General features: G+C 52.3%; 19 protein-coding genes. 11 read left to right on the top strand and 8 right to left on the bottom strand.

Going from position 1 to position 25516, the window contains the following annotated elements:
• Positions 1–149: 149 nt before the first annotated feature.
• The 3 genes from dinB (at position 150) to DZC79_RS12970 (ending at position 5224) form a co-directional block, all read left to right on the top strand.
• Positions 150–1436 carry a DNA polymerase IV gene (gene dinB, locus DZC79_RS12985; protein ID WP_118952022.1) on the top strand — a complete coding sequence of 429 codons (1287 nt, stop codon included), beginning with the start codon at positions 150–152 and terminating at the stop codon, positions 1434–1436.
• Positions 1420–4359 (top strand): DNA polymerase III subunit alpha, encoded by a 2940-nt coding sequence (locus DZC79_RS12980; protein ID WP_118952021.1) that lies wholly within the window; start codon positions 1420–1422, stop codon positions 4357–4359. The genes dinB and DZC79_RS12980 overlap by 17 nt, the downstream gene beginning before the upstream one ends.
• 283 nt (positions 4360–4642) lie before the next feature.
• Positions 4643–5224: a peptide deformylase gene (locus tag DZC79_RS12970; protein ID WP_118952019.1), complete on the top strand. Its 582-nt coding sequence runs from the start codon at positions 4643–4645 to the stop codon at positions 5222–5224.
• Positions 5225–5298: 74 nt separating this feature from the next.
• On the opposite strand, the gene DZC79_RS12965 is transcribed toward DZC79_RS12970, so the two are convergent.
• From DZC79_RS12965 to DZC79_RS12940, 6 genes are all read right to left on the bottom strand, one after another.
• On the bottom strand, positions 5299–9678 hold the full coding sequence (locus DZC79_RS12965; RefSeq protein ID WP_118952018.1) for a gliding motility-associated C-terminal domain-containing protein: 4380 nt from the start codon (positions 9676–9678) through the stop codon (positions 5299–5301).
• A 7-nt stretch (positions 9679–9685) separates the two neighbouring features.
• Positions 9686–11848: a choice-of-anchor L domain-containing protein gene (locus DZC79_RS12960; RefSeq protein ID WP_118952017.1), complete on the bottom strand. Its 2163-nt coding sequence runs from the start codon at positions 11846–11848 to the stop codon at positions 9686–9688.
• A gap of 182 nt (positions 11849–12030) precedes the next feature.
• Positions 12031–12894, bottom strand: coding sequence for a sigma-70 family RNA polymerase sigma factor (locus DZC79_RS12955; protein WP_118952016.1), 864 nt, complete (start codon positions 12892–12894; stop codon positions 12031–12033).
• A 724-nt stretch (positions 12895–13618) separates the two neighbouring features.
• Entirely contained in the window at positions 13619–14890 is a 1272-nt protein-coding gene (locus DZC79_RS12950) for an exonuclease/endonuclease/phosphatase family protein (protein ID WP_157977122.1), read from the bottom strand.
• Between the two features lie 40 nt (positions 14891–14930).
• A complete protein-coding gene (locus DZC79_RS12945) occupies positions 14931–15227 on the bottom strand; it encodes a hypothetical protein (RefSeq protein WP_157977121.1) in 297 nt (98 codons plus the stop codon).
• Positions 15228–15255: 28 nt separating this feature from the next.
• A complete protein-coding gene (locus tag DZC79_RS12940) occupies positions 15256–17661 on the bottom strand; it encodes a T9SS type B sorting domain-containing protein (protein ID WP_118952013.1) in 2406 nt (801 codons plus the stop codon).
• Positions 17662–18007: 346 nt separating this feature from the next.
• Here DZC79_RS12940 and DZC79_RS12935 point away from each other — a divergent pair, with 346 nt between their 5' ends.
• On the top strand, positions 18008–18655 hold the full coding sequence (locus DZC79_RS12935) for a sensor histidine kinase (RefSeq protein WP_118952012.1): 648 nt from the start codon (positions 18008–18010) through the stop codon (positions 18653–18655).
• Between the two features lie 85 nt (positions 18656–18740).
• Entirely contained in the window at positions 18741–19382 is a 642-nt protein-coding gene (locus DZC79_RS12930) for a LuxR C-terminal-related transcriptional regulator (protein ID WP_118952011.1), read from the top strand.
• 4 nt (positions 19383–19386) lie between these two features.
• On the opposite strand, the gene DZC79_RS12925 is transcribed toward DZC79_RS12930, so the two are convergent.
• Both DZC79_RS12925 and DZC79_RS12920 read right to left on the bottom strand, forming a co-directional pair.
• Positions 19387–20379, bottom strand: coding sequence for an LLM class flavin-dependent oxidoreductase (locus DZC79_RS12925; RefSeq protein WP_118952010.1), 993 nt, complete (start codon positions 20377–20379; stop codon positions 19387–19389).
• A gap of 295 nt (positions 20380–20674) precedes the next feature.
• Positions 20675–21088: a hypothetical protein gene (locus tag DZC79_RS12920; RefSeq protein WP_198666875.1), complete on the bottom strand. Its 414-nt coding sequence runs from the start codon at positions 21086–21088 to the stop codon at positions 20675–20677.
• A 95-nt stretch (positions 21089–21183) separates the two neighbouring features.
• Between DZC79_RS12920 and DZC79_RS12915 the strand changes: the two genes are divergently transcribed.
• The 6 genes from DZC79_RS12915 to tssD (DZC79_RS12890) all read left to right on the top strand — a co-directional run bounded on the left by DZC79_RS12915 (position 21184) and on the right by tssD (DZC79_RS12890) (position 25419).
• Positions 21184–22179 (top strand): helix-turn-helix transcriptional regulator, encoded by a 996-nt coding sequence (locus DZC79_RS12915; RefSeq protein WP_118952008.1) that lies wholly within the window; start codon positions 21184–21186, stop codon positions 22177–22179.
• Positions 22180–22228: 49 nt separating this feature from the next.
• A complete protein-coding gene (locus DZC79_RS12910) occupies positions 22229–22714 on the top strand; it encodes a helix-turn-helix transcriptional regulator (protein ID WP_118952007.1) in 486 nt (161 codons plus the stop codon).
• A gap of 112 nt (positions 22715–22826) precedes the next feature.
• Entirely contained in the window at positions 22827–23360 is a 534-nt protein-coding gene (locus DZC79_RS12905; protein WP_118952006.1) for a DUF4199 domain-containing protein, read from the top strand.
• 189 nt (positions 23361–23549) lie between these two features.
• Positions 23550–23954 carry a type VI secretion system tube protein TssD gene (gene tssD, locus DZC79_RS12900; RefSeq protein ID WP_157977119.1) on the top strand — a complete coding sequence of 135 codons (405 nt, stop codon included), beginning with the start codon at positions 23550–23552 and terminating at the stop codon, positions 23952–23954.
• Positions 23955–24369: 415 nt separating this feature from the next.
• Complete coding sequence (gene tssD, locus DZC79_RS12895; protein WP_118952004.1) at positions 24370–24777, top strand: type VI secretion system tube protein TssD; 408 nt, start codon at positions 24370–24372, stop codon at positions 24775–24777.
• 237 nt (positions 24778–25014) lie between these two features.
• Positions 25015–25419, top strand: a complete 405-nt coding sequence (tssD, locus tag DZC79_RS12890; RefSeq protein WP_157977118.1) for a type VI secretion system tube protein TssD — start codon at positions 25015–25017, stop codon at positions 25417–25419.
• The last annotated feature ends 97 nt before the right edge of the window (positions 25420–25516 follow it).

Genomic DNA, 25516 nt, shown 5'->3' with positions numbered 1-25516 from the left:
GCGGTGTATTCAACAATAGCTATTTTAGATGACAACAAAACGACACTTAAAGTGTCAATAAAATATTCAAACCAAACAACAAGGCCTGTGACGCTGCCTGCCGGAAACAGGTCCGGCAGGCTTTACCTTTCAAAAAGAAGATCCGACAAATGGAACGGCATATCGTGCACCTGGACCTGGATGCTTTCTTTGTAAGCGTCGAACGGCTGCGAAACGCTTCCCTTAAAGGCATTCCCCTGCTGATCGGCGGCATGGGCGACCGCGGCGTGGTAGCGGCCGCAAGCTATGAAGCCCGCCGTTTCGGCGTGCATTCGGCAATGCCGATGAAGCTGGCGCGCAAACTTTGCCCCGAAGCGCGCGTGATCCGTGGCGATGCCGAAGAGTACAGCAAGATGTCCCACGTAGTTACCGATATTATCGCGGCAAAAGTACCGGTGTATGAAAAAAGCAGCATCGATGAATTCTATATCGACCTCAGCGGCATGGACCGCTTCTTCGGCTGCTCACGGTATGCCGCGCACCTCAAGCAATACATTTTAAAAGAATCGGGCCTCATTGTTTCCTATGGCTTGTCGACCAATAAGCTGATCAGCAAGGTAGGCACCAATGAAGTGAAGCCTGATGGCGGCGAGGTTATTCCTGCAGGCGAAGAGAAGGCCTACCTCGCCCCGCTTACTATAGACAAAATGCCGATGATCGGCAAGAAAACAGCGGACCTGCTGTACAGTATGGGCGTCAATACCATAAAGCTGCTGAGCGAGATCCCTATGCCTATGCTCGAAAATCTCCTGGGCCGGAACGGATCGGAGCTGTGGCGGCGGGCCAACGGGATTGACGATACACCTATCGTACCTTATAATGAGCAAAAAAGCGTGAGCGCTGAGAATACTTTCGGGCAGGACATTACCGATACCCAATGGCTCAAGGGGCAGCTGGTGCGGCTTACGGAGCGCGTAGGCTTCGAGCTGCGCGAGCAGCATAAGCTGGCGGGCTGCCTTACGGTGAAAATACGGTACTCAGGCTTCGATACCTATACCAAACAGGTCGCTATTCCTTATACGGCTATGGATCATATCCTGGTGGAAAAAGCCAAAGAGCTGTTTGACCGGCTCTACGACCGGCGGCAGCGGGTGCGGCTGATCGGCGTAAGGCTCTCCAGGCTGGTCCCCGGCAATTACCAGATCAATATGTTCGACGATACCGGTGAGAAGATCGCCCTGTACCAGGCGGTCGACCAGATGAAGCACAAGTATGGCAGTCAATACCTGAGCAAAGCGGTAACGGGACTGAAGCTTAGCGATGAGCTGCAATCGCTGCACGCGCCGGAAGAATCCCTCATGCAAAAAGAAGCCCGACTGAAGGCCAGTAAACAGCAGATCAGGAAACCTTATTTATCCGAACTCAGAAAAAGAACCCGCCATGTACCTCAATTGTAAAACCTGGTTCAGCTACCGCTACGGCGTCTATAAAACCAAAGACCTGGTAGCCGATGCCCGCCGGCAGGGTATTTCAGCGCTCGCGCTCACCAACATCAACAACACCACTGATACCTGGGATTTTGTAAGCGCCTGCAGGGAAGCGGAGATCAAACCGGTAGCGGGCGCGGAGATCCGTAACGGAGACAAGCTCCTGTACCTGCTCCTCGCACGCAATGCACAAGGCTTCTTTGCGCTTAACCGCTTTTTGAGCGAGCATCTGCAGGCGGGCAAGCCCTTTCCGCAGAGGCCTTTCTTTGAACAGGAAACCCTATGGATCATTTATCCGCTCGGCGCTATCGATCCGCTGATCCTGAAGCCCTGGGAAAAGATAGGCGTAGCGGCGGGAGCGTTGAACAAGCTGTACCGTTACCACGACCAGGCTTATGCCGATAAATTCATCATACAGCAGCCCGTGACCTTTCGCGACCGGGAACATTATAACATTCATCGCCTGCTGCAGGCGGTGGATAAAAATACCCTGCTGAGCAAGCAGGACCCTTTGCAGCTGGCCGCAGCAGAAGAGATTTTCGAAACCGAAGAGCAGCTGCTGTCGCGGTTTGCCGGCTACCCACAGCTGATCGCGCAGACCCGGATGGTGATGGACAGCTGCACGATCGACATGGATTTCAGAATACCCAAGACCAAAAAATGCTTTACCGGGAGCGCGGCCGGGGACAAGGAGCTGTTACAGCAGCTGGCGATCGAAGGCATGCAATACCGCTATGGAAGCGACAATGCGGAAGCATTGGCCCGTATCGATAAAGAGCTGACCATTGTCGCCAACCAAAAATTCAATGCTTATTTTCTCATCACCTGGGACATTATCCGCTATGCGCAGGAACGGGGTTTCTTTCATGTGGGTCGTGGCAGCGGGGCCAATTCGATGGTGGCCTACTGCCTGCGCATTACCGATGTGGATCCCATGGAGCTGGACTTGTATTTCGAGCGCTTCCTGAATCCGCACCGGGCAAGCCCGCCCGATTTCGACCTGGACTTTTCCTGGCAGGACCGCGACGAGATCATCCGCTATGTCTTTGAAAAATATGGCAGGGATCACGTATGCCTGCTGGGTATGCACAGCACTTTCCAGCAAAGGGCGATCACCCGTGAGCTGGGAAAAGTTTTTGGTTTATCCAAAACCGAGATCGACAGCCTGGTCAATAATCCCTACGCCAGCTATGCCGATGACTCTTACCAGAAGACGATTGCTTTTTATGCTAAAAAGATAAAAGATTTTCCTAACCACCTGTCGATCCATGCCGGCGGTATGCTGATCAGCGAAGAGCCGTTGCATCAATACACGGCTACCGAGCTACCACCCAAAGGTTACCCTACTTCACAGATCGACATGCACGTGGCGGAGGCCATAGGCCTGGACAAGCTAGATATCCTGAGCCAGCGCGGCCTGGGCCATATCAAGGATACAATACAATTGGTGAGAGAAAATAAAGGTGTAGCTATCGATATCCACGACATCAAGCGGTTCCAGGCAGACAGGCAGGTTGCTGCGCAGCTCCGGAATGCAGAGAGCACCGGCTGCTTCTATATCGAAAGCCCCGGAATGCGCCAGCTGCTGAAGAAGCTGGAATGCGATACTTATCTTACGCTGGTGGCCGCCAGCTCGATCATCAGGCCGGGTGTAGCGCAAAGCGGCATGATGCGGCAATATATTTACCGCTACCACAACCAGAACAGTATACCTCACCTGCACGAAAAGATGAAAGTTTTGCTGGAAGAGACTTATGGCGTAATGGTCTACCAGGAGGATGTGATCAAGGTGGCGCATCACTTCGCCGGTCTCGACATGGCCGAGGCCGACGTATTGCGCCGGGCCATGAGCGGCAAATACCGCGGCAATGAAGAGATGCAACGCATCCGGACCAAGTTCTTCGACAATTGCAAGACTTTCGGCTATGATGATGCGGTAACGCAGGAAGTATGGCGGCAGATCTCCAGCTTTGCCGGCTTCTCCTTTTCCAAGGCCCATTCGGCCAGCTTCGCCGTTGAAAGCTACCAGAGCCTGTACCTGAAGACGTATTACCCGATGGAGTTCATGGTGGGTGTGATCAACAACTTCGGCGGCTTCTACAATACCGAGCTGTATTTCCATGAGCTGAAGAAGACAGGCGCACGCCTGCATGCGCCTTGTGTGAACCATAGCCGGCGGCTGACGCATATTGAAGGAAAAGATGTGTATGTGGGCCTGATCCATATACAAGGACTGGAAGATGCGCTCCTGCTACGGATAGAAAACGAGCGGAATCATTGCGGCAGCTTTCTCAGCCTCTACGATTTTATCGAACGTACCGGCGCCGCACCCGAGCAGCTGAACATCCTGGTACGGACAGGCGCGCTGCGTTTTACCGGGAAAAACAAAAAGCAGCTGCTGTGGGAAGCGAACTTCCTGAGGCGCCGGACGCCCGAACCTGTGCCGATGGCTACCGACAGCCTGTTTGCCGAACAGCCGGAGATACATGGGCTGCCTGAGCTCTACCAGCATCCCCTGGATGATGCCATGGATGAGCTGGAGCTGCTGGGCTTCCCCCTGGGCAACCCTTTCGACCTGGTGGATGATGACATCCGTCGTTATGCGGCAGCGGATACACTGGCGGAACATGTGGGCGAAAACATAACCCTCCTGGGCTACCTGGTCACCAGCAAACCCATTCATACCCTTAAAGGCGAACGTATGTTTTTCGGGACTTTTCTTGATGCCTGGGGCAACTGGCTTGACACGGTACATTTCCCGGCAATCGCGTACCAGTATCCCTTATCGGGCAATGGCTTCTACCGTATCCGTGGAATCGTGACCGAAGAATTCGGCACCTATAGCGTCAATGTCGGGCATATGGAGAAGGTGGGTATCCGTTCCAGGCGCTGAGCCTTTTTTATTGCAATATTTGTTGCTTCAAGGCAGGGAGAAGAATCGTAAGTATAATTGTTCCCGCAGCGGCGATACGTTTACCGGGCATTCGCCGCAGGCTGGAGCAAAACCCATCGACGGCCGGATATGCGGTACCGGGTCTTCTGTTCCCGGGCAGCGCAATATACGGGGCAATAAACGGATTGGCATAATAAAATAACTGTAAGGCAGGGATACAGCTATCTAAAATTTACGGTGCTTCCTGCATTTTTTTAAGCAGCTTTGCCTTTATTTGCCGATTATGATCTTACCTATTGTCGCCTACGGGGCACCGATATTGCAGCAAAAATGTTTTCCCCTACCGGATAGCTACACGGCACTTCCCGAACTGCTCGCCTGCATGTGGGAAACCATGTATGCTGCGTCCGGCTGCGGGCTTGCTGCTCCGCAGATCAACCTTCCCGTACGCGTGTTCATTGTCGACAGCATTATGGCTTATGAACAAATGGAGCCGGAAGAAAGGACGTTGTACTTCAACCAGGATACGGGAATCAGGCAGGCCTTTATTAATGCCGAGCTGGTATCCGTTTCCGATGAGCAGGTATGGGATGATGATGAAGGTTGCCTCAGCATTCCCGGATTATCGGCAACAATACGACGCCCCTGGGCGATCAGCATCCGTTATTTCGATGAGCAATTGAATGAGCGCCAGGATACGTTCAGCGGCCTTACCGCCCGCATGATACAGCATGAATACGACCATACCGAAGGCCGCCTTTATCCCGATCTGCTTGCACCTGAAGCACGTAAAGCCATAGGCCGTAAGCTGACCTATATCCGTAAAGGAAAATTCAAATCCCATTACCCTATGACGAGGGAATAAAGCAATACCCACATTGGTGAAAGAAAGCGCCGCTTCTTGTTTATCAGAAGCGGCGTTGCTATGCCGGTCCGGCCCTAACGGACTAAAGTAAGGTCTCCGCGCTTGTCGAGCAATTCGCCGTTCACGCATTTGCCGGTGATCCGGTAATGATAGGTATCGATATTGGCGGGCTTACCCTTAAAAGTTCCGTCCCAGCCATCAGCAACGTTATAAGAAACGAATACCATGGTACCCCAGCGATCAAAGATACGCAGAGCATACTCCTTGGGATGCCCGGTGGTCTCTGGCTTGAAATGGTCGTTGAGCCCGTCCCCGTTGGGGCTGAAGGCATTGGGCATCCACAGGTTACAGCAGGCCTGCGCTTTAATGGTGATCGCGGCTGTATCGCTGCAACCGTTGGCATCAGTACCGGTTACCGTAATCGTGTTGACATAATCGGGCAGGTATACCTTATTTGCTGTACCTGTGCCGATATCGACGCCAAAGGTATTGACCCAGCGGTAGGCATCATTACCCTTCATCGCCAGCTCGATAGAATCACCTACGCAATAGCTGGTTTGATCCGGCGCCTCAAAGGCAACTACAGGCGGGGTGTTGACATCAAGCAGAAGCACAAAGCTGGAGTCGCAGCCTTGTGCACCGGTATAGGAGGCTTTATACGTCCCGGCAGCCTGGTAATACTGTCCATGAAACTCATAGCCCTGCCCCGCACATATAGTCGCTGTTACCGTATCGGTCTGCAGCTGCACTACAGTCACGGTAACCGTCCGCTCCAGGCTGTCACAGCCATGCACGTTGGTAAACATATGCTGCAGCACGGTAGAGGAAGTATAGCTTGTACCTTCGAACATTACCGATCCGCAACCGGCCGTATCGATATGCAGCTGCGCCGGCGTATTGTTGTACACGGTAATATGGATAGTGCGGAAAACACTGTCGCAGCCGTTGATGGTTACCAGCGTATCGGTCAATGTAGTGCTTGTCCAATATTGGGTACCTTCAAAAGAGACCATACCACAGGCTGCAGTATCTCTGGTGAGCGAGCCGGGCGCCGGAGCAATGTTGAGCGTCAGCGTAACGCTGCTGTCGCAGCCGGATGCTGCAGTAAAGACCTGGTTGTAGACACCGGCCGCCGTCAGCGTTTGTGTCCCCCACAGGTAGCTGGCGCCATAGCAGATGCTCCTGCTGGCATTGTGTGTAATCTGGGGCCTGATGTACAGCTGCAGGGTAACCATACTATCGCAATGTACTGCGGCAGTGAAGGTCTGGGTATAAGCGCCGGCAGCCATCAGCGTTTGCGTACCCCAGGTATAGCTTTGTCCGAAGCATACCGTATCGGCAAAAGTATAGGTGATCTGGGGCCTTACCCACAGGTGCAAGGTCACATTGCTGTCGCAGCCGGCAGCAGCAGTAAATACCTGGGCATAGGTACCGGTGGCGCTCAACATCTGCGTACCCCAGGGGTAAGTACTGCCGAAACAGATGGTATCGGCAACGGTGCTGTTCAACTGAGGCGCCACAAACAGGTTCAGGGTGACGGTACTATCGCAGTTTACGGAAGCCGTGAATACCTGTGTATAGGTACCTGCGGCAGTCAGTACCTGCGTACCCCAGGGATAGGTTTGGTTTGCACAGATGGTATCGGCTACGATCTTTATAATCTGCGGACGGACAAAGAAATTCATCGTCACAACGCTATCGCAATTCACTAAAGCAGCAGTAAACGTTTGCGTATAAGTGCCTGTAGCCGTCAGCGTCTGTGTGCCCCAGGTGCGGCTTTGCCCGAAACATACCGTATCGGCTACCGTGTGGGTGATCTGCGGGCGGACAAAGAAATTCATCGTCACAACGCTATCGCAATTCACCGAAGCCGTGAAAGCCTGGTTATAAGTGCCTGTAGCCGTCAGTGTCTGTGTACCCCAGGTATGGCTTTGCCCGAAACATACCGTATCAGCTACTGTGTGGGTGATCTGCGGGCGAACAAAGAAATTCATGGTAACGACACTATCGCAATTCACCGCAACAGCAGTAAACGTTTGCGTATAAGTGCCTGTAGCCGTCAGTGTCTGTGTACCCCAGGTGCGGCTTTGCCCGAAACATACCGTATCGGCTACTGTGTGTATGATCTGCGGGCGAACAAAGAAATTCATCGTCACAACACTATCGCAATTCACCGCAACAGCAGTAAACGTTTGCGTATAAGTGCCTGTAGCCGTCAGTGTCTGTGTACCCCAGGTGCGGCTTTGGCCGAAACATACTGTATCGGCTACCGTGTGGGTGATCTGCGGACGGACAAAGAAATTCATCGTCACAATGCTATCGCAATTCACCGAAGCCGTGAAAGCCTGGTTATAAGTACCTGTGGCCGTCAGTGTCTGTGTGCCCCAAGTACGGCTTTGCCCGAAGCATACTGTATCGGCTACGATCTTTATAATCTGCGGACGGACAAAGAAATTCATGGTAACGACACTATCGCAATTCACCGAAGCCGTGAAAGCCTGGTTATAAGTACCCGTGGCCGTCAGTGTCTGTGTACCCCAGGTGCGGCTTTGCCCGAAACATACCGTATCAGCTACTGTGTGGGTGATCTGCGGGCGAACAAAGAAATTCATGGTAACGACACTATCGCAATTCACCGCAACAGCAGTAAACGTTTGCGTATAAGTGCCTGTAGCTGTCAGTGTCTGTGTACCCCAGGTATGGCTTTGCCCGAAACATACCGTATCGGCTACCGTGTGGGTGATCTGCGGACGGACAAAGAAATTCATCGTCACAACGCTATCGCAATTCACCGAAGCCGTGAAAGTCTGGTTATAAGTGCCTGTGGCCGTCAGTGTCTGGGTGCCCCAGGTGCGGCTTTGCCCGAAACATACCGTATCGGCTACCGTGTGGGTAATCTGCGGACGAACAAAGAAGTTCATCGTCACAACGCTATCGCAATTCACCGAAGCCGTGAAAGTCTGGTTATAAGTACCCGTAGCTGTCAGTGTCTGCGTACCCCAGGTACGGCTTTGCCCGAAACATACCGTATCGGCTACCGTGTGGGTGATCTGCGGACGGACAAAGAAGTTCATGGTAACGACACTATCGCAATTCACTGAAGCAGCAGTAAACGTTTGCGTATAAGTGCCTGTAGCCGTCAGCGTCTGTGTACCCCAAGTGCGGCTTTGCCCGAAGCATACCGTATCGGCTACCGTGTGGGTGATCTGCGAGCGGACAAAGAAATTCATCGTCACAACACTATCGCAATTCACCGAAGCAGCAGTAAACGTTTGCGTATAAGTGCCTGTGGCCGTCAGTGTCTGTGTGCCCCAGGTGCGGCTTTGCCCGAAGCATACCGTATCGGCTACCGTGTGGGTGATCTGCGGACGGACAAAGAAATTCATGGTCACAACGCTATCGCAATTCACCGAAGCCGTGAAAGTCTGGTTATAAGTGCCTGTAGCCGTCAGCGTCTGTGTACCCCAGGTGCGGCTTTGCCCGAAGCATACCGTATCGGCTACCGTGTGGGTGATCTGCGGACGGACAAAGAAATTCATGGTCACAACGCTATCGCAATTCACCGAAGCCGTGAAAGTCTGGTTATAAGTACCCGTAGCCGTCAGTGTCTGCGTACCCCAGGTACGGCTTTGCCCGAAACATACCGTATCGGCTACCGTGTGGGTGATCTGCGGATGGTAGTTCAGGTGAATCGTCACCATACTGTCGCAGCCGCTACTGTTGGCAAAAGTATGCGTCAGCGTTTGCGGCGTTGTATAGATATTGCCGTTCCAGGAAAAGGGAATGCCATAACAAAGTGTGGTGTCCTTTACGGTTGGCGGAGAAGGTGTACAGGAATACATCTGAAAATCGTCAATCGCATTACCGTTGTCGCTGCCTCCGCCATCAGCGCAAGCCCAGCGGATGCCAAATGTAGCACCAGCCGCGATGTTCAGGCCGGCAAGGGTGATCGACTTAGGTGTTGTGGTCACCACACCGCTGGTTCCTGTTAGCGCACTGGCCGAGTTGAGACCGGACAGAACTGCAGTGCTCAAAGCACCCGTACCGGTTACGGTCCATCCTATTGTATTGCCGCCCGCATAGCGCCATTGTTCATATTTATACGAGATCACCAGCTGTGTGATTACAGCGCCGGTGTTGTTGGTAAAGCTGGCATTGTAGGCGATGTTGGGAGAAGAGCCCGACCCCAGGTAACCCAACGAATAATCCCCGGCGGTACCATAAGCCCAGGCTCCACCTGAATTGTTGGTACCTGTGCCTTGCCCCCGCCAGGAGAACGCGCCCGTTGCTGTCCAGCCGTAGGGAAGCGAGGCCGCGCCGCTACCATTGTAGGTGTTAAAGTTCTGGGTATAAGTCATACCCGGCATAAAGAGGATCTGCGCCTGCACCCTGCCCCATGCCGCAGACAACAATAGGGCAAACAGGTAAAGGAGCTTATGGTAACGTTGCTTCATAATCTGGTTATTTTACGACGAGCACTTCTCCTTTTTTCCGGATCAGCGTGCCATCCTTACAGGTCACTTCGATGAGGTAATAGTAGTTGCCCAGCTCAACAGGCTGCCCCTGGTAGCTACCGTTCCAGGGCTGATCGCTGCTGCGGTCATAAACTGCCTGTCCCCAACGGTTGTAAATGGTGGTTCGGGTAACTTTGCTGCCGTTCCGCACCGCAATTTCAAAAAGATCGTTCCTGCCGTCGTTGTTGGGCGTAAAAGCGGACGGAATAAAAATATAGTCGTCGCAGCAACGTTCCACGATCACCGAAAATTTCACCCGCTCGCTCTCACAACGGCCCAGGCTCCTGGCGACATAGAAATCGAAAACTCCTTCAGATGAGGTAATAATATCCGGGCGCTTGTCGAGCTTATCATTACCCGTAGCGGATGGATACCAGATCAGGTCTTTATCGTTCAAAGGAAAATTTTTAACCTGCTCATTCAGGCAATACCGGAATGGCCCGGAGACCACCGGTGCTGACGGGAAGGTTACAATATCTATTTTCACAGAGTCCGTTGCGGAGCCACATACACCACCGGAAACGGTAAAGTAATAATAGCCGCTTTGTGCGCTGACCGGGTCGGCGATATCCAGCTCTCTTGCAAACGAGCTAAAACCCTGCGGGCCGCTCCAGCTGTAGGTAAACGCCGGGTCATCGGGTTGTATGTCCGGGTTAAGGAGCACCGGTGTGTGCTCGCATATCGTCATATCTTCACCGGCCTTCGTTGTGCCCGGCACCGGCTGAACGGCGATCGTAAGCGAACCGGATACCGGCGCGCAGCCACTGCCCGGCAAGGCGGCCGTCAGGGTATAAGTCGTTGTAGCCAGCGGTGCAGCCAGCGGTTCTTTTACTGCAGCATTGCTCAATCCCGAAGCCGGCGTCCAGCTGTATTGCAAGCTGTTGTCGCCGGCAACTCTTATCTGTACCTGGCCGCCGGTGCACAGCACCGTATCGGGGGTCAGTACCCTGGCTGTAGGTGTGTCGAGCAATTGCAGGGTCACGGAATCCAGCAGCTCAGGCGTACCGCTGCAGCTATAGGGAGCATTGAGATAGAGCGTCAGCGTCTTTGTACCGGCGGGAGGTGTGGCGATGCCGGTTACGGTAAGTGTTGCCTGGGCGGCATTAGCTGGTATGGTCACACTTGCCGGAAGCGCTGTATAGTCCGTTCCGCTGATGGCACTGCCGGTAGTCGTAATAGTAAGCACCTGGGGCGTTGGCTTGGCTACAGACCGGCTGAAGGTGAGAATTGCTGGGCTGCAGCCCTTATAGATCGCCGGTTGTCCGCCTATGGTAACAGGAGCAGCAAGGCTTACATCATAAGTGGTTGATTGCAGGCTGCCGGCTTTAATAAATACGCCGGAGTCATACAGGCCGTTCACTGCATCGGCTACGGTCAGCTTGAGGTGGTAAGTATCGCAGGGGATCACGGTCTGCGCAGCAGTGAGCACCGTCGTCAGGCCCCTGTAGGCCACAGTCGTGCTGCCCTGGTTATTGTTGTACCAGGCTGTGAAAGGCGCACCTGGTCCCATAGTGGTACAGTTGGGCAGGGAGCCGTAAGGCCCGGGAATACCATTGTTGATCGAGTTGACCGCTACCGGAATATTGGTTCCCGGCACGCGGGCGATATTCTGAATACCGGTAATGCCGGGACCGGAAATAAAGAAGGCGAAGGCATCGTTATAAGGGCCGCAGATGGAATTGATATACTCTTCGGAGCCGAAGACGTAATCAAACTTAACGGTATCTCCCTTCGGCACGAGATCGAACTGCAGGATGCAGGCATCCCGGGTGGTCGATGCGCCGGAGAGCGCTGTCAGATCAGGGTCGCCTGCGGTATTGTTGTTGAAGCTGGTCAGGCCGGGTTCAGGACCCGCTACCGCTGCGGCATGCCCCGTGGTAAGCACAATACCATCCGATATGCCCAGAGTGCTGGAAACAGCTGTGAAGGAACCATTGGCCAGTCCGGAACAGGTCAGGTTGGCGTTCAATACAACAACTCCTGCACCGGCAAGGTTTTGTGCCAGCGCTGTGGCGGTTTGCCCGGTAGTTACCGTAAGCTGTGCCGCGCTGCGCGACAGGCAAACGAACAACGGCAGAGCGATAAGGGCAAGGCGGTAAAATGAGTTCATAGGCTTTTCTGTTTCAGCAACATTCCGGGCCCATCGGGTCCGGAATGTTTGCCTTATTCTTGATGATGCTTTTGATCCGTTATACGCGACGTCGTCGCCGGCCGGCTTCCGCAGGTTTGCAGTAACAGGGCTTTACAACAATTGCAGTAATGCGTCATCTGGTTCATGTCTTGACTTTTATTTTACAGGTAAGCTTTTAAGAGCTGGTGCGCCGGCTTTACCCTCAGGATATCCAATGCCCTGTCTTTGATCTGTCGTACCCTTTCCCGCGTCAGCTGGTAGTAGGCCGCTATATCTTCGATAGAATAAGGCTCTGCCACACCGATGCCGAAATACAGCTTGATGATGTTGCGCTGCCGCTCGGGAAGCACCGACAAATATTGATCTATATCCTTTTTCAGCGAATCGTGATGCTCCATAGGCCGGTCTATGCTGGCCGCCTGGCGGTCTTCCAGCAGGTCGGCGAGTGTGGCTTCTTCGTCGTGCTGTACGGGTGCATCGATGCTGGTATATTTCTGTGAAGCATGCAGCACGCTTTCGACCTCGTTGAGGGCAACACCCAGGTGCTCGGCCAGCTCACCGGCCAGCGGTTCCCGCTCCAGCTGCTGTTCCAGCACATTGTTGGCACGGGCGATACGGTTATTCAAGGCCACCTTATTCAGCGGCAGGCGTATGAGCCTGCTGTGTTCGGCCAAAGCCTGCAATATCGACTGCCTGATCCACCAAACGGCATAAGAGATAAACTTGAAGCCTTTGGTCTCGTCAAACCGCCGCGCCGCGGTAATGAGGCCGACATTGCCCTCGTTGATCAGGTCGCTGAGGCTCACTCCCTGGTTCTGGTATTGTTTGGCCACCGATACCACGAAACGGAGATTAGCCTTGATCAGGTGGTGCAGCGCTTTCTCATCGCCCAACCGGATCTGCACACATAATTCCGATTCTGCATCGGCAGAGATAAGGTCAACTTTACCAATTTCCTGGAGGTATTTTTCAAGGGCATGACTTTCACGGATCGTAATGGACCTGGAGATCTTAAGCTGTCGCATGGCACTGAAGGATATATTGATTTACCGCTTTAATGGTATGAGATAATACTTCAAAAAAGCGGGGTGTTATTGGTGCTTTGGTGCTGTGATCGGCCTTATTTTTTCCCGCTTCAGATTACACTTCAAAAGTATCCCGGTTTAGAATGGCGGCCTATAATCCTATAGTTATGTATGCATATTAACAATACATTTATTTTTAAAAACCAAACAAGTATAATCACCATCTTTAATTTAGTAACATTATAATAATGGCTTCATCATTTACCTTCTATCTTCATGATCGTATTAAAAAGGGCAGGCTATCATTGCATGGAAAACATAGATGTACCTACGTCGGAACGACATCAAAGCAGGAAGAAAGATGGTGCTCTTCGCATGTCTGTATTAACCGCTCCGGCGCGGAAAGAAAAGCGCGAACCAAGCGTAAAATCCGAGGGATTACAGGAGGTGTACGGAATGAGACTATGAGGCTTCAATCCTTACGAAAGGACAAGGATAGCACAGTCCGGGCCCGTATTGCTTATACTCAAACCTCCGGTCCCACAGGATCGAGAAGGTTTGCTGATTATCCTATAGCTATCCGCATTACAGGGCTCCGTAGGAGCCAAACGTTTGTAGCGGCAATATGAACAAACATAAATTGCTCCGTAGGAGCAAAACCAGGGTTGCTGAGAAGAATATGCATCCGGCCGCTGTTCAGCTGTTACTTACAGCGTAAATCCGATCAGCGGGATAATACAAGGGTATGCACCAGGTCTAGGCCCTCTGCCGTCCTGATCCGCAGCAGGTAAAGGCCATGGCCCAGGCCGGGTACAGAAACATTGAAATCGGGATTGCTTCCTGCATTCCAGGCAGCATGATACACCCTTGAACCCGACACCGTATATAAGGATACATCAACCACATCCTTTATTTTGTCCGGATCAAGGCAATGCAGCTGCAGCCTGTTCTCTTCCATCGGGTTTACCACCCGGAACAACGTTTGTGCTTCCCTATACCGGCCGGTAATACCGGTACCTTGCGTTACTTTCTTCACGCCGAAACGGGCTGTAACAGGCAGATGGTCCGACATCTGGTAAAGCGCCTGCAATACATCAGATGGTACACTGGTATTGGCAGGATTATCCAGCAAGCCCTTGTTGAAGTGACTGCCGTCCTGGCCAATAACCTTATAGCTTCCGGGCAGGTATTGCACCCTTAATCCGTTATCGCGTACGGGACCGGAGATGAGGATCTGATCGAAACGATCGTCGAGGCCTCCTGTGGCGCCACCATCGGGTAGTGCCACCCGGCGCGTGCTCTGGCTATGGATATCGGCAAAGTCATCATTGCCGTTCCAGGCGCCAGGGCGATTGACGGGATCATAGAACCTGGACTTCGGATCATTGCTGGCCACCAGGTTCTGATAGCAACGCTCTTCGGATGTATACACATTCATATCGCCCATGAACAGGTAGTTGCCCGGCGCGACGGCATTCGTGTTGAGGTAAGTAGCCACCAGCGCCGTTTCTCCTGCCCTGTCCGTCGAATCCTGTGCATAGCTGCCGGCCTTCAGGTGCGCCACGATTACCGTAAGAAAAGTCGTATCGCGGGTCTGGGCCAGCATCTCATCCTTGTAGTACAGGCGAAAGGCAATGATATCCCTGGTCTGGCTCGCAATGGTCTGCTGATGCAGCAGGCCCAGCTTGTTTTTCTTCCAGAACAGCATATTGGTCTGTACCTGGTTATTGGCGTTGGCATAGCTACCCTTTTCCCATTCAGCGCCCAGCACAGTGTTGAGGATCTCTTCTGAATTGGCGCTGCCCCTTGCGATCTCGTTCGCCCCGAAAATATCGGGCTTTACATAGTCGATAATCGTCTTCAGCCGCGTGTTCTTATAAGCGGTCGGATTATCGGCATCGCCATAGTTCAGCAGGTTGTATTGCATGACACGGAGCGTGTCGGTGTCCTGGGCAAAGGCGGGGCAGAGGGCCCGGCCACCGAGCAACAGGAACAAAAGCGGGAGTTTAATTGGTTTTATTGACATAAACTGCAGGCTACCTGGAGCCGGTAATACGCTTGTAATTCTTAAATCGCTTGTCTTTCTTCAATTCGAGATGCTTTTTCCTGAATTTACGCTTATTCATCATTTCCATGATATGGTAATGCTCTGCCAGCTCCTGTATCTCCTGCAGCTTGGCTTTATACTTCACAAAGATATTTTCCTGCTGCACGATATCGTTGATATACTGAAATATTTCTTCCTGGTCGATACCCAGGTCCGACCATAACAATACCTGCTGTCTTAATTGCACACAAAACTGATCGTGTCTGCTCGCGCTGATGAATCCCATATGTAGCTTAGTTTTGGTTGAATAATCATTATCGTAGTAAGGTCACATTTCCCTGGTACGACTCCGTGCGGCCATTGCGGAAGGCCACCTGGATCAGGTAGATGTAAACGCCTTCCGGCTGGGCTGTCCCGTTGAAATTCCCGTCCCAGCCGCGTCCGTTGGAGCTGGTGGTCTCAAACACCATCTGCCCCCAGCGGTTGAGCACCTGCATTTTGAAAAGGCTCAATGAGGAGGTCAGCAGCTGTCGCGGAAAAAAGTAGTCGTTGGAGCCATCGCCGTTGGGCGTAAAGGCATTGGGAATGTCGATGTAGCAATCCTTGGCGATATGCACCTCGTCGGCATTGCTGCAGAAATCGGTATAAACCGTCAGCTTCACGTCGCCGTGATGCCGTACCTCTATCGTAGGCTTGGTTTCGCCGGTGCTCCATTCATACCTGGCGCCGGGTTCCACCGGGTTCCTGTTTTCCAGGTGCAGGGCATTGCCATGCAGACACAGGCTGGAGTCTGCGCCCAGGTCCACTTTCGGCATCGGGTGCACATTCACCGAATCGCGCACGATACGTTCAGGGCAACCGGGTGTGGTGGTATTCAGCGTAAAGAAGTAGGTGCCTTCGTTCTCGTATGCATGCGTCCGTTCCAGGCTTGCCGGATTGTTCCGGGCAGCATTGTTTCGGTCGTCTACCGTTTCTCCGTTGCTGTCGCCAAAATCCCAGCGCATCAGCCCGAAGCCTTCGGTATAGTTCATAGTGAAGAGCACCTCATCACCTGTACAGATGTCGTGCTTATCGAGGGTCAGCGCCACATCGGGCACGGGAGATACCCATACGGTATGATTGCTGCTGTCGCGGCAACCATCGCTGCTGACAACCGTCAGCTTTACCGTATACACACCCGGCACCCTGTACAGATGCTCGATATCCCGTGCCGTGCTGGTATATTCATCGCCGGTATGCCACAAATAGCTGGCGCTGTCACCGGCAGAAGTATTGATTGTCACCAGGGGATCGGGAATGCAAAGCGTATCTTTTTCGAGGGTAAACATGGCGTCGATGGCGCTCACTTTTACGGTAATGTGCCGGCGCTTGCTCTCACAGCCGTTGTTCGTCGCCGTCACATACCAATGCTCTATGCGTGCTGTTCCCGTATTGATCACGGGAGCCGTAGCCGAAGGCACACCTCCGGCAGGCGCCGGATACCAGGTCAGGCTGGGGCCGCTTGCAGATAAGGTCTGCGCCGGCGAATGCTGGCACAGTAAGACAAAGGTATCGGTCAGCGGCATATCCGGCAAGGGATTGATGCGTACCATCACCTGGCTGCTCGGGCTCTCGCAGCCGCTTACGGTCTCCGAAACATACCAGTAAAAATTGCCCGTATCAGCTGTTGACGGTACCGGTATTGTGGTGCTTCCGGTACCGCCTGTCAGGGTATCGTACCAGGTAAGGTGTGTTCCGGTGGCGTTCAGGGGCACTGCTACGGCGTCCTGGCAATAAGATACAGGACTGACCACCGCGGGCGCGGGCGGGATAGGATTGACGATAAGATTGATCGTTACGATAGAATCACAGCCGCCCTGTGACGTAAAGTGATGGGTATAGTAACCCGTAGTGGTATAGGCATTGTTCCCGAAAGAATAGCTTTCGCCCTGGCAGATCGCGGCATCGAGCGTATCGTTGGAGGTCATGCCGCCGGCGGGCAGTTTCATGCTGCTGATCCAGGCGGCGTTTGCAGCGGTATTGGCCAGCCCGGGCGTTTCATTGGTGGGTACGGCGCCTGAGGTCCATCCGGCTGACAAGTTGTATTGATCGTTGGTAAGATAAAATACTTTCTGTGCGCCGGAGCCCGTAATGTGTACCGGAGCCACTACCCCGCTGCCGTAGCTTACTGCATGGTAAGCCGCTGTAAGGTTGGCCGGGTCTACGGTCTGCACGGCATCGTTGGTATTGTTGAGCGCGATATTCGTCCAGGTAGTGGAAGTACCGAACCCCGTAGAGGGATAATTCATTGCGCTGGTCGAAGGAACAGTTAAGTTGAGCTCGATCAGCGGGGAATTGACCGGCAAAATATAAACGCCGTCGTTATTGGCATCGGTAGGATCGTCAGCCGGCATGCTGGGGTTCAGGTCGCCGCTGTTGTAGATCACGATCAGCGAACCATAAGGTACACAAGACCAGTTGGGATCATCTTTGAAGCGGTAGCAGCCGGGAGAAACCGCAGTCGTGCCATACCAGCCATTGTTGTCGTCAAAAATCCAGCCACGCAGGTCGAAGCAGGTATCGTTGCAGGTAGCCTGCCCTTTTACCAGCAGCTCAACGTACTCTTTGTTGCCGGAAGCGCCATTTGAAAATTCGTTAACGATAAGCTGTGCCCTGGCAGGAAAGCAAAAGCAAAGGAAAGACAAACCGGAAAGAAACGCGAAACTGCGGAGCTGTTTCATTTTGGATGGATAGCTGAGGCTTTACAGATCGTACCAGCGGGGGCTTGCCGGCGGGACCTTAACCCGGGAGCAAAAGTATTTCCGCTATTGCTGCTGCCCTATAATTCGATAGTTAAGTATGACTTTTAACTATACTTTTCATTTTACTTATCAGCACATTAAGTCATTTTCTTTCCCATTTGATAACACAACGATAATACAAAAAGCGTGACCGGATAGCGCAACGTTAACTTTTGATTACCAACTAGCACAAAGCGCTTCAGAGCGGCTGGTTGTGCCTAATTTCGTAGTTTTAATATCGGAACATAACGACAGCAAAACACTGGCAAACTAGAAACAAAGGATCATGAACCTTGCGCTGGCAGACCAGGAAAAAGAAAGGCTGAAAGCCTTCCTGGAAGGAGAACAAAAAGAGCGGAGCCGTATCGGCAGGGAGCTGCACGACGGCATCGGCGCTATGCTGTTCACGATCAGCCATCAGTTGAAAACGTACTTCAACAGCAAAGGGCAGGAAGACAAAGAAACGCTGAACCGGTTGATAGGCCTGGTTAATGAGACCACAGCAGAGTTAAAAAATACGGTACACAGCCTTATCCCCGAAACCATTGCCCTGAAGGGGCTTGAAGCATCGCTTACCGCATATTGCGATCTCATTTGCAGGGGACAGCATCCCCGTATCGAGCTCAACTGCTACGGCGATTGGGGCCTGGTCGATATAGCAGTGCTTCATTCTCTGTTCCGGATAGCCCAGGAGCTGATCCGGAATATTATGATGCATTCCAGCGCCGCTTATGCAGCAGTAACCCTATCCTGCTTCGACAACCAGATCAGGCTTTTCGCCGAAGATAACGGGCGCGGCTTCGATGCGGGGCATGCCCGCTACGGCTCGGGCCTGCACAATCTCTACGCAAGGGTGTCGCTGCTCAAAGGTGAGGTCAACCTGGAATCCGTTCCCGGCAAGGGCACCACCTGCACCATCATCATCAGCCTCTAGTTATGGTTTATAGCACCAGCTGGTATTACAGCCCAACCAAGTTTCCGGCGTTGCTGTTTCAGAACCGTTAAACCTACACATTACCATGAGCATAACTGCAGGCATACTGGATGATCACCCCGTTGTGGTGGAAGGCATTTTGCGTATGTTCGCCGGCCATAAGGACATCAGCATTCAACATATCTGGTACACCGCCAAGGCATTTTACGATGACCTGGAGCAGGGGATCAAGCCCCAGGTGCTGCTGCTGGATATCCTGCTGCCCGACACCAACGGCGATATCGTAGCGCAGCAGCTGCATAAGAGTAATCCCGAGATCAAAATACTGGCCATCAGCGTGCTCGACAGCGCCATCAGCGCCAATACCATGCTGCGTATCGGCTGCCTGGGCTACATCATGAAGCATGCCCGTTTTGAGGAATGGGAAAAGGCAATCCTGGCTGTCGCCTCGGACCAACAATACATAGAACCTACCCTGGAAAACAAGATCGCCACCCTGGGCGCAGGCCGCACACGGGAAGCGTCGGTTAAGACCACATTAAGCCCCAGGGAAAAAGAAGTGCTGCAAATGATCGCCAGCGGAAAGAGCAAGAAAGAGATCGCCCAGGAGCTGGGCATCAGCGTGAACACGGTAAAGCAATACCAGTTTAACATCTCTCTGAAGCTGGAAGTGAACAGCACTGCTGCATTGGTGCGCCATGCCCTCCGCACCGGCCTGGCCGAATAATAAGCTACGCCTCCATGGCCTCCTTCAGCACGGTATAGGAATGCAGCCGTGCAGCGGTATCGTAAATGTTCGTGGTCACCATCAGCTCATCGATCCCGGTCTCTTCTATAAAGGGCAGTAATTTTTCCCTTAAAGTATCACGGCTGCCGATAAAGGTGCAAGCCGTCATCTGTGCAACAGCAGCGCGCTCCTGCAGGCCCCAGAGACCGTCCATGGTCTCTATCGGCGGCTGCAGCGGCCGGCGCTGATGGGTAATGATCCCCAGGAACATACGGTACATGGAAGTCGCCTGGGAAGCGGCTTCGGCATCGGTGTCGGCGCCGATCACGTTGACGCAGGCCATCATATAAGGCTGCTGCAGGTAAGGCGAAGGGACAAAATGCTTTTTGTACAGCTCAACGGCATGACGGAACTGCGCCGGCGCAAAGTGCGCAGCAAAGGCATAAGGGAGGCCCATTTCAGCAGCCAGGAAAGCGCTGTCTGTGCTGGAACCCAGCACCCATATGGGCACGTCGGCGCCTTCGCCGGGGAAAGCCCGTACGCGGGTATGTTCGCTGGTATTGCCAAAGTACTGCTGCAGCTCTTCGATGCTGCGGCCGAAGTTATAAGCGCCGTCGGCATAGTTGCGGCGCAGGGCCATCGCCGTTACCTGATCGGTGCCGGGCGCGCGGCCCAGGCCCAGGTCGATCCGCTTCGGATACAGGGTTTCCAGCGTACCGAATTGCTCGGCAACCACCAGCGGCGCATGATTGGGCAGCATAATACCACCCGATCCTACCCGGATCTTCCTGGTATGCCCGGCCACGTGCCCGATCAGCACTGCTGTAGCCGAACTGGCGACATTGACCATGTTATGATGTTCGGCCAACCATATCCTTTCGTAATCCAGTGCCTCTATATGTTGGGCCAGCGCTACGGTACGGGCAATGGCTTCGGCAGCATCCCCGTCCTGTCTTACAACAGCCAGGTCCAGCGCAGACAAGGTGATCTTTTTCATATACGACGATCTTCATAACCCCGGATAAGCCGGGGACGGCAAATGTACGGCCGGCATTGCTGGCGCGCTAACAGCTATTGTCAATAAGGCTATTGGTGTTCAACATACCGTATTCATAAGAGACGTTGCATGCTGAAACCATTTACTGGTGGAGACGTTGCATGCAACGTCTCCACGGACAACCCGTTTCGGCATGCAATGCCTCTGCACGGTTCGCACGAACAAAAAGGGCCACCCGCTGATCAGGCAACCCTTATAAATAGTTATTTTTTCCGCAACAGTACAGTGCGATATATCAGCAGACATGAACGATCTGGGCGGGAGCAATACCCCGGAGCTTCAGCGCCTGCTCAAATTCATGCACAGCAGCCTCCTTCCCCGACAGGTAGAAGATCCCTTGCTTCCATAGCGTCCACAGCTCCGGTTCCAGCCGGTCGAGGTAAGCGACAGCATGCATAGCCGGCTGCGGGCCATAGGGTACCACATCCAGCAGCAAGCCACAGCGCTCGGGCTTGTGGAAGAGAATACCCGGCAGCTCCAGCACGCCGATATACTGGCATTGGTGAGAACAGGCTTCTTCTTTCAGTCGCTGGTACAATTCGATCGAATGCTCGTTCCCGAAGAAAAAATGATAACGATGCTCCCGCAGCAGGGGCATATCAGCATAGAATTGTCTTACAGGTGTCATAACATGAAGTTCTGGAGTCACGTGTCGATAGTTTAGCATTACTTTGCAAAATTGGAGGCAAATCCTGTTGCCGTTTTTATACCAGCGGGATACTGTTTTATACCAAAAGGATTTTTATGCCGGTAAGCGTTTACGACAGCAACGGGAAACAATATTCTTTCGGGGATGGCGGGTTTGATGCCGGCATCATTAACCAGCCCATGGTTACCGAAAGCAGGCTGAAGTACAGTTTTCCTTTCGGCGATGCCGAGCTGGTACAGATCGCGTTCTCAGGGATCTATATCGTATACGGCGATATCCTGATGCAGGAGGCCAAAACGCTCCATTTCGATATGCTGGAAGAAAGCGACCTGGTGGAGCTGCATTTTACCCTGGCCGGCAGCGGCAGCATGTACAACGAAGCCAGCGGCAGCACTTATACTTTCCGCGAGAACGAATACAACATGCATTATATACCCCACTTTGAAGGGCTGGGCAATTACCGGAAGGATCAGCGGTACCAGTTCTTCGAGGTGCATTTCACCCGCAAATTCTTCAGGGAGCTGGCCCACGATAGTTCGCCCATGCTCATGGATTTCGCCGAAAAGCTTTCCGCAAGCGAGCTCAGCGAGCTGGTGACACCGTCTTTACCGATGACCTTTGCTATGCATCAATGCATCAGGGAGATCATGGGCTGCCAGCAAAAAGGAGGCCTGAAGCTGCTGTTTCTTCAATCCAAGTCGATAGAGCTGCTGACCCTGCTGGCACAGGCCTATGACGAATACAACGAGCGCAGCCAGCTGGCCTGTAAAACGGCTTACGACAAAGACCGCATTCACTATGCCCGCGAATACCTGCTGCTGCATGCGGAGCAGCCACCCACCCTGCCCGAGCTGGCTCGTGTGGCTGGCCTCAACGAGTTCAAGCTCAAAAAGGGATTCCGCGAGATCTTCAACAACAGCGTATTCGGCTACCTGAACGACTATAAGCTGCATGGCGCAAAGGAAATGCTGCTGGCCGGCCGCGCCATCAAGGATGTGGCCGATCATTACGGCTTCTCCTCCGTACAGCATTTCAGCAAATCCTTCCGGCAAAAGTTCGGCCTGCCCCCCGGTCAGTGCAAGCGCCTGTAATTCCTTCCCGGCTTCCCCGATCGCGCGAAAGATTTATCTTTGTCTTCATATGAAGCGATCCCGGCTATCTTCTTTTATCCATCATTATAAAATCCCCCTGCTATACGGTCTGTCCCTTGCGGCGCTCTTGCTCGTACTTAAATGGCTGGAGGTACGCATACTGCTCATCGATCATGCTTTCGAGGTCTATATCGGCGGCATTGCCCTCCTGTTCACTGCGCTGGGCATATGGCTCACGCGCAAGCTAAGCCGACCCCGTGTCGAGACCGTCCTCGTGGAGAAAGAAGTTTATGTTCAGGGCGGGCTGCCCTTTGCCATCAACGAGCGGGAAGTGGACCAGCTGGGTATCAGCAAAAGAGAGCTTGAAGTGCTGGGCCTGATGGCCGAAGGCCTGAGCAACCAGGAGATTGCCGACCGGCTGTTCGTGTCGCTCAATACGGTAAAGACCCATTCGTCTCGGCTGTTTGAAAAAATGGAGGTCAGGCGGCGCACCCAGGCCGTGGAAAAAGGCAAACGAATGAATATCATACCTTGAGCCTGGTACTTTAGGATGAAAAAAAGAAAGGATGAGCCAAAATCACCCGAAAGTATGAGGCCGGCTGCCGGCAAATGAGCCATTTTTGTGCTCAACGTTCAAAAACAAAAACATGAAAAAAACGGTATGGATCGCCGGTAGCATCTCCGGCCTTATTGTCGCCACCATTATGGCCATCAGCATGGCTGTTTATCACAACAATCCCGATATGGAAGGGAGCATGCTGCTCGGCTATGCCGGCATGCTGCTGGCCTTCTCCCTTATTTTCGTAGGCGTAAAGCAGCTCCGGGACAAACATTATGGCGGACTGATCTCCTTTGGCAAAGCGTTCAAAGCCGGCTTTTTCATTGCGCTCATTGCCGCTACCATCTATGTGCTCGCCTGGCTCATCATTTACTACGGCTTCATGCCCGACTATATGGACAGGTACTGCGATCACATGATCAGGAAGGCGCAACAAAACAACAACCCCGCGGAACTGAAGAAACAGCTGGATGAGATGGCCTTCTACAAAGAATATTATAAGAATCCCGTTTTCATTATCCTGTTTACCTATGCCGAGATCCTCCCGGTCGGCATTATCGTATCCCTTATCTGTGCCTTATTGCTCAAAAGAAAGAGCCGCCAGATCGCATCAGTCTCCTGATTTCCCGGTATTTATTCAAGAAAATTTTTAGTTCCGGGGCGCAGCAAACCTGTGCCCCGCCTGCTTTACACCTGTTTTAAGGGATTATTATTTTTATCCATTTAACCCAACTTTAACCTATATAATAACCAACGGTTCCATAATTTAGCCGCATAAATCTTTTTCCTCACGTTCTAAAACCATTTTACTATGGCGACTTCAGCAAGTGAATTGGCCACGCTCGAATTTGAGGGCTTGAAATTAAACGTGCATAGCGCAACGTTTGAATCAATCAAGCCTGTCGACCAGTGGAACCGCGTTACCGCCTACGCTACAAAGGCCGATGCCCGTTTTGTGATTGAGGGCAATGACAAAACTTCCAAACTGTTTGAAGTATTTGCAAACAGCCGGAAGCGTTTCAACTCCAAGCTTACCCTTTACAACACACATGAAGAAGGCAAGCTGACTGAAATGGAGTTTAACGATTGCTCGATCACGTATTACTCCTCCCGCTACAGCGCTTCGGATGAAATACCGTACACTATTACGGTAGTCTTCTCTCCGAAAGTAGTCAAAGAACGCGAAGCACTCCTAGAATTTGCACAGACAACCTAAGCCGTACCGGCATAAGGGACAAACAGTGTCCGGCAGGATTACAGGTTTCTTTATGTGCATGTGCCTGCCGGATCATCCTGATCCCTCTGCCTGTAACTGATGGTGCATCCTTATCGCGCGTCAGATTCATAATCGACCTGCCGGTAACGGCTTGAATGGGAAAATTATGCCTTCTGGTGATTCGTCAAACAGCCCATGTTGGCTGCATGTGGGTGTATGCTCTGAATGGACAAGTTGCCGGAAGCTTTCCGGCGCTGCCTTATCCTGATCCCCGGCCGTATTGTATCCTTCCGTACCTGGCTCTTCCACTAATTTATGAGAAGTATTTAGTCATAATGTTCTTCCGTTCGGAGGAGCATATGCTTTATCCGCATACTTTTTAATCCAATTTCTTAAAAACAAAAAACTTAAAAAAATGGCAACACCCGCTGCGGCCACGCTGGCCACCCTCAAACTCGACAACATGACCCTTAACGTCTTCCAGGCTACCTTCGAATCGATCAAGCCGGTTGACCAATGGAACCGCGTTACTGCTTATGCCACTAAGGCTGACGCCCGTTTTGTAGTAGAAGGCAATGCTGAAACATCAGCCATCTTTGAAAAATTTGCCAACAGCCGCAAACGTTGCAATGCAACACTTACCCTCAACAATACGCACGACGAAGGCAAGCTGGTAGAAACAGAGTACAAAGATTGCTCTATTACTTATTATGCTTCCCGCTACAACGCTTCCGACGAGGTGCCTTACACCATTACTTTTGTGCTGTCGCCCAAAGTAACAACAGAAGGCCCCGTGGAGCTGGCCTTTGCGCAAAACACCTAAGCATATCAAGTTCTTTTTGTTTGATCAGCAACAAGCTCCGGACAGGCCAGGGACAATCGTCCCGGCCTTCCGGCTTGTTACAGGAAGACTAAAGCTGAAAGCCTTTATGGCATTGCATTCTACTGGTATTCAGGTAATAAGAACGGTTTTGATTTAACCCAATTTTAACCCCCTTCTTACTTCCCGGTTTGCTAATTTAGAGGCATTATTTATTCTTCACATTATAACCATTTTACTATGGCGACTCCAGCAAGTAAATTGGCCGTTCTTAGCGTTGACGGTTTAGCGTATAACGTTTTCCAGGCCGTTTTTGAATCGATCAAACCGGTTGACCAGTGGAACCGCGTTACCGCCTATGCTACCAAGGCTGACGCCCGCTTTGTCATTGAAGGCAATGCGGAAACCTCAACTATCTTCGAAAAATTTGCCAACAGCCGCAAACGCTGCAATGCAAAGCTTACCCTGTACAACACCCACGATGAAGGTAAGCTGGTGGAAATGGAATTCAACGACTGTTCCATTACTTATTATTCCTCCCGGTACAATGCTTCCGACGAAGTACCCTATACCATTACTTTCGTGCTGTCGCCAAAGGTTACGAAAATGGATTATGGCGAGCTCAGCTTTGGACAGACGACCTGACCTGCTGTTGTCGCAGGTCTTACACCTGCGTGTATTCTTTGAACTTTGTAAATAATATACTGTAGATAAATACGGATTACGGAAAGCATCGCCGGTA

Origin of the sequence: Taibaiella helva (genome assembly GCF_003545695.1) — a bacterium.
GTDB lineage: Bacteria > Bacteroidota > Bacteroidia > Chitinophagales > Chitinophagaceae > Taibaiella > Taibaiella helva.
This window is presented reverse-complemented; position numbering and strand designations above follow the sequence as displayed.

Excerpts from the sequence above, each read along its gene's own strand:
- dinB (WP_118952022.1), top strand. The coding sequence starts at position 150 with ATGGAACGGCATATCGTGCACCTGGACCTGGATGCTTTCTTTGTAAGC.
- DZC79_RS12980 (WP_118952021.1), top strand. The coding sequence starts at position 1,420 with ATGTACCTCAATTGTAAAACCTGGTTCAGCTACCGCTACGGCGTCTAT.
- DZC79_RS12970 (WP_118952019.1), top strand. The coding sequence starts at position 4,643 with ATGATCTTACCTATTGTCGCCTACGGGGCACCGATATTGCAGCAAAAA.
- DZC79_RS12965 (WP_118952018.1), bottom strand. The coding sequence starts at position 9,678 with ATGAAGCAACGTTACCATAAGCTCCTTTACCTGTTTGCCCTATTGTTG.
- DZC79_RS12960 (WP_118952017.1), bottom strand. The coding sequence starts at position 11,848 with ATGAACTCATTTTACCGCCTTGCCCTTATCGCTCTGCCGTTGTTCGTT.
- DZC79_RS12955 (WP_118952016.1), bottom strand. The coding sequence starts at position 12,894 with ATGCGACAGCTTAAGATCTCCAGGTCCATTACGATCCGTGAAAGTCAT.
- DZC79_RS12945 (WP_157977121.1), bottom strand. The coding sequence starts at position 15,227 with ATGGGATTCATCAGCGCGAGCAGACACGATCAGTTTTGTGTGCAATTA.
- DZC79_RS12940 (WP_118952013.1), bottom strand. The coding sequence starts at position 17,661 with ATGAAACAGCTCCGCAGTTTCGCGTTTCTTTCCGGTTTGTCTTTCCTT.
- DZC79_RS12935 (WP_118952012.1), top strand. The coding sequence starts at position 18,008 with ATGAACCTTGCGCTGGCAGACCAGGAAAAAGAAAGGCTGAAAGCCTTC.
- DZC79_RS12930 (WP_118952011.1), top strand. The coding sequence starts at position 18,741 with ATGAGCATAACTGCAGGCATACTGGATGATCACCCCGTTGTGGTGGAA.
- DZC79_RS12925 (WP_118952010.1), bottom strand. The coding sequence starts at position 20,379 with ATGAAAAAGATCACCTTGTCTGCGCTGGACCTGGCTGTTGTAAGACAG.
- DZC79_RS12915 (WP_118952008.1), top strand. The coding sequence starts at position 21,184 with ATGCCGGTAAGCGTTTACGACAGCAACGGGAAACAATATTCTTTCGGG.
- DZC79_RS12910 (WP_118952007.1), top strand. The coding sequence starts at position 22,229 with ATGAAGCGATCCCGGCTATCTTCTTTTATCCATCATTATAAAATCCCC.
- DZC79_RS12905 (WP_118952006.1), top strand. The coding sequence starts at position 22,827 with ATGAAAAAAACGGTATGGATCGCCGGTAGCATCTCCGGCCTTATTGTC.
- tssD (WP_157977119.1), top strand. The coding sequence starts at position 23,550 with ATGGCGACTTCAGCAAGTGAATTGGCCACGCTCGAATTTGAGGGCTTG.
- tssD (WP_118952004.1), top strand. The coding sequence starts at position 24,370 with ATGGCAACACCCGCTGCGGCCACGCTGGCCACCCTCAAACTCGACAAC.
- tssD (WP_157977118.1), top strand. The coding sequence starts at position 25,015 with ATGGCGACTCCAGCAAGTAAATTGGCCGTTCTTAGCGTTGACGGTTTA.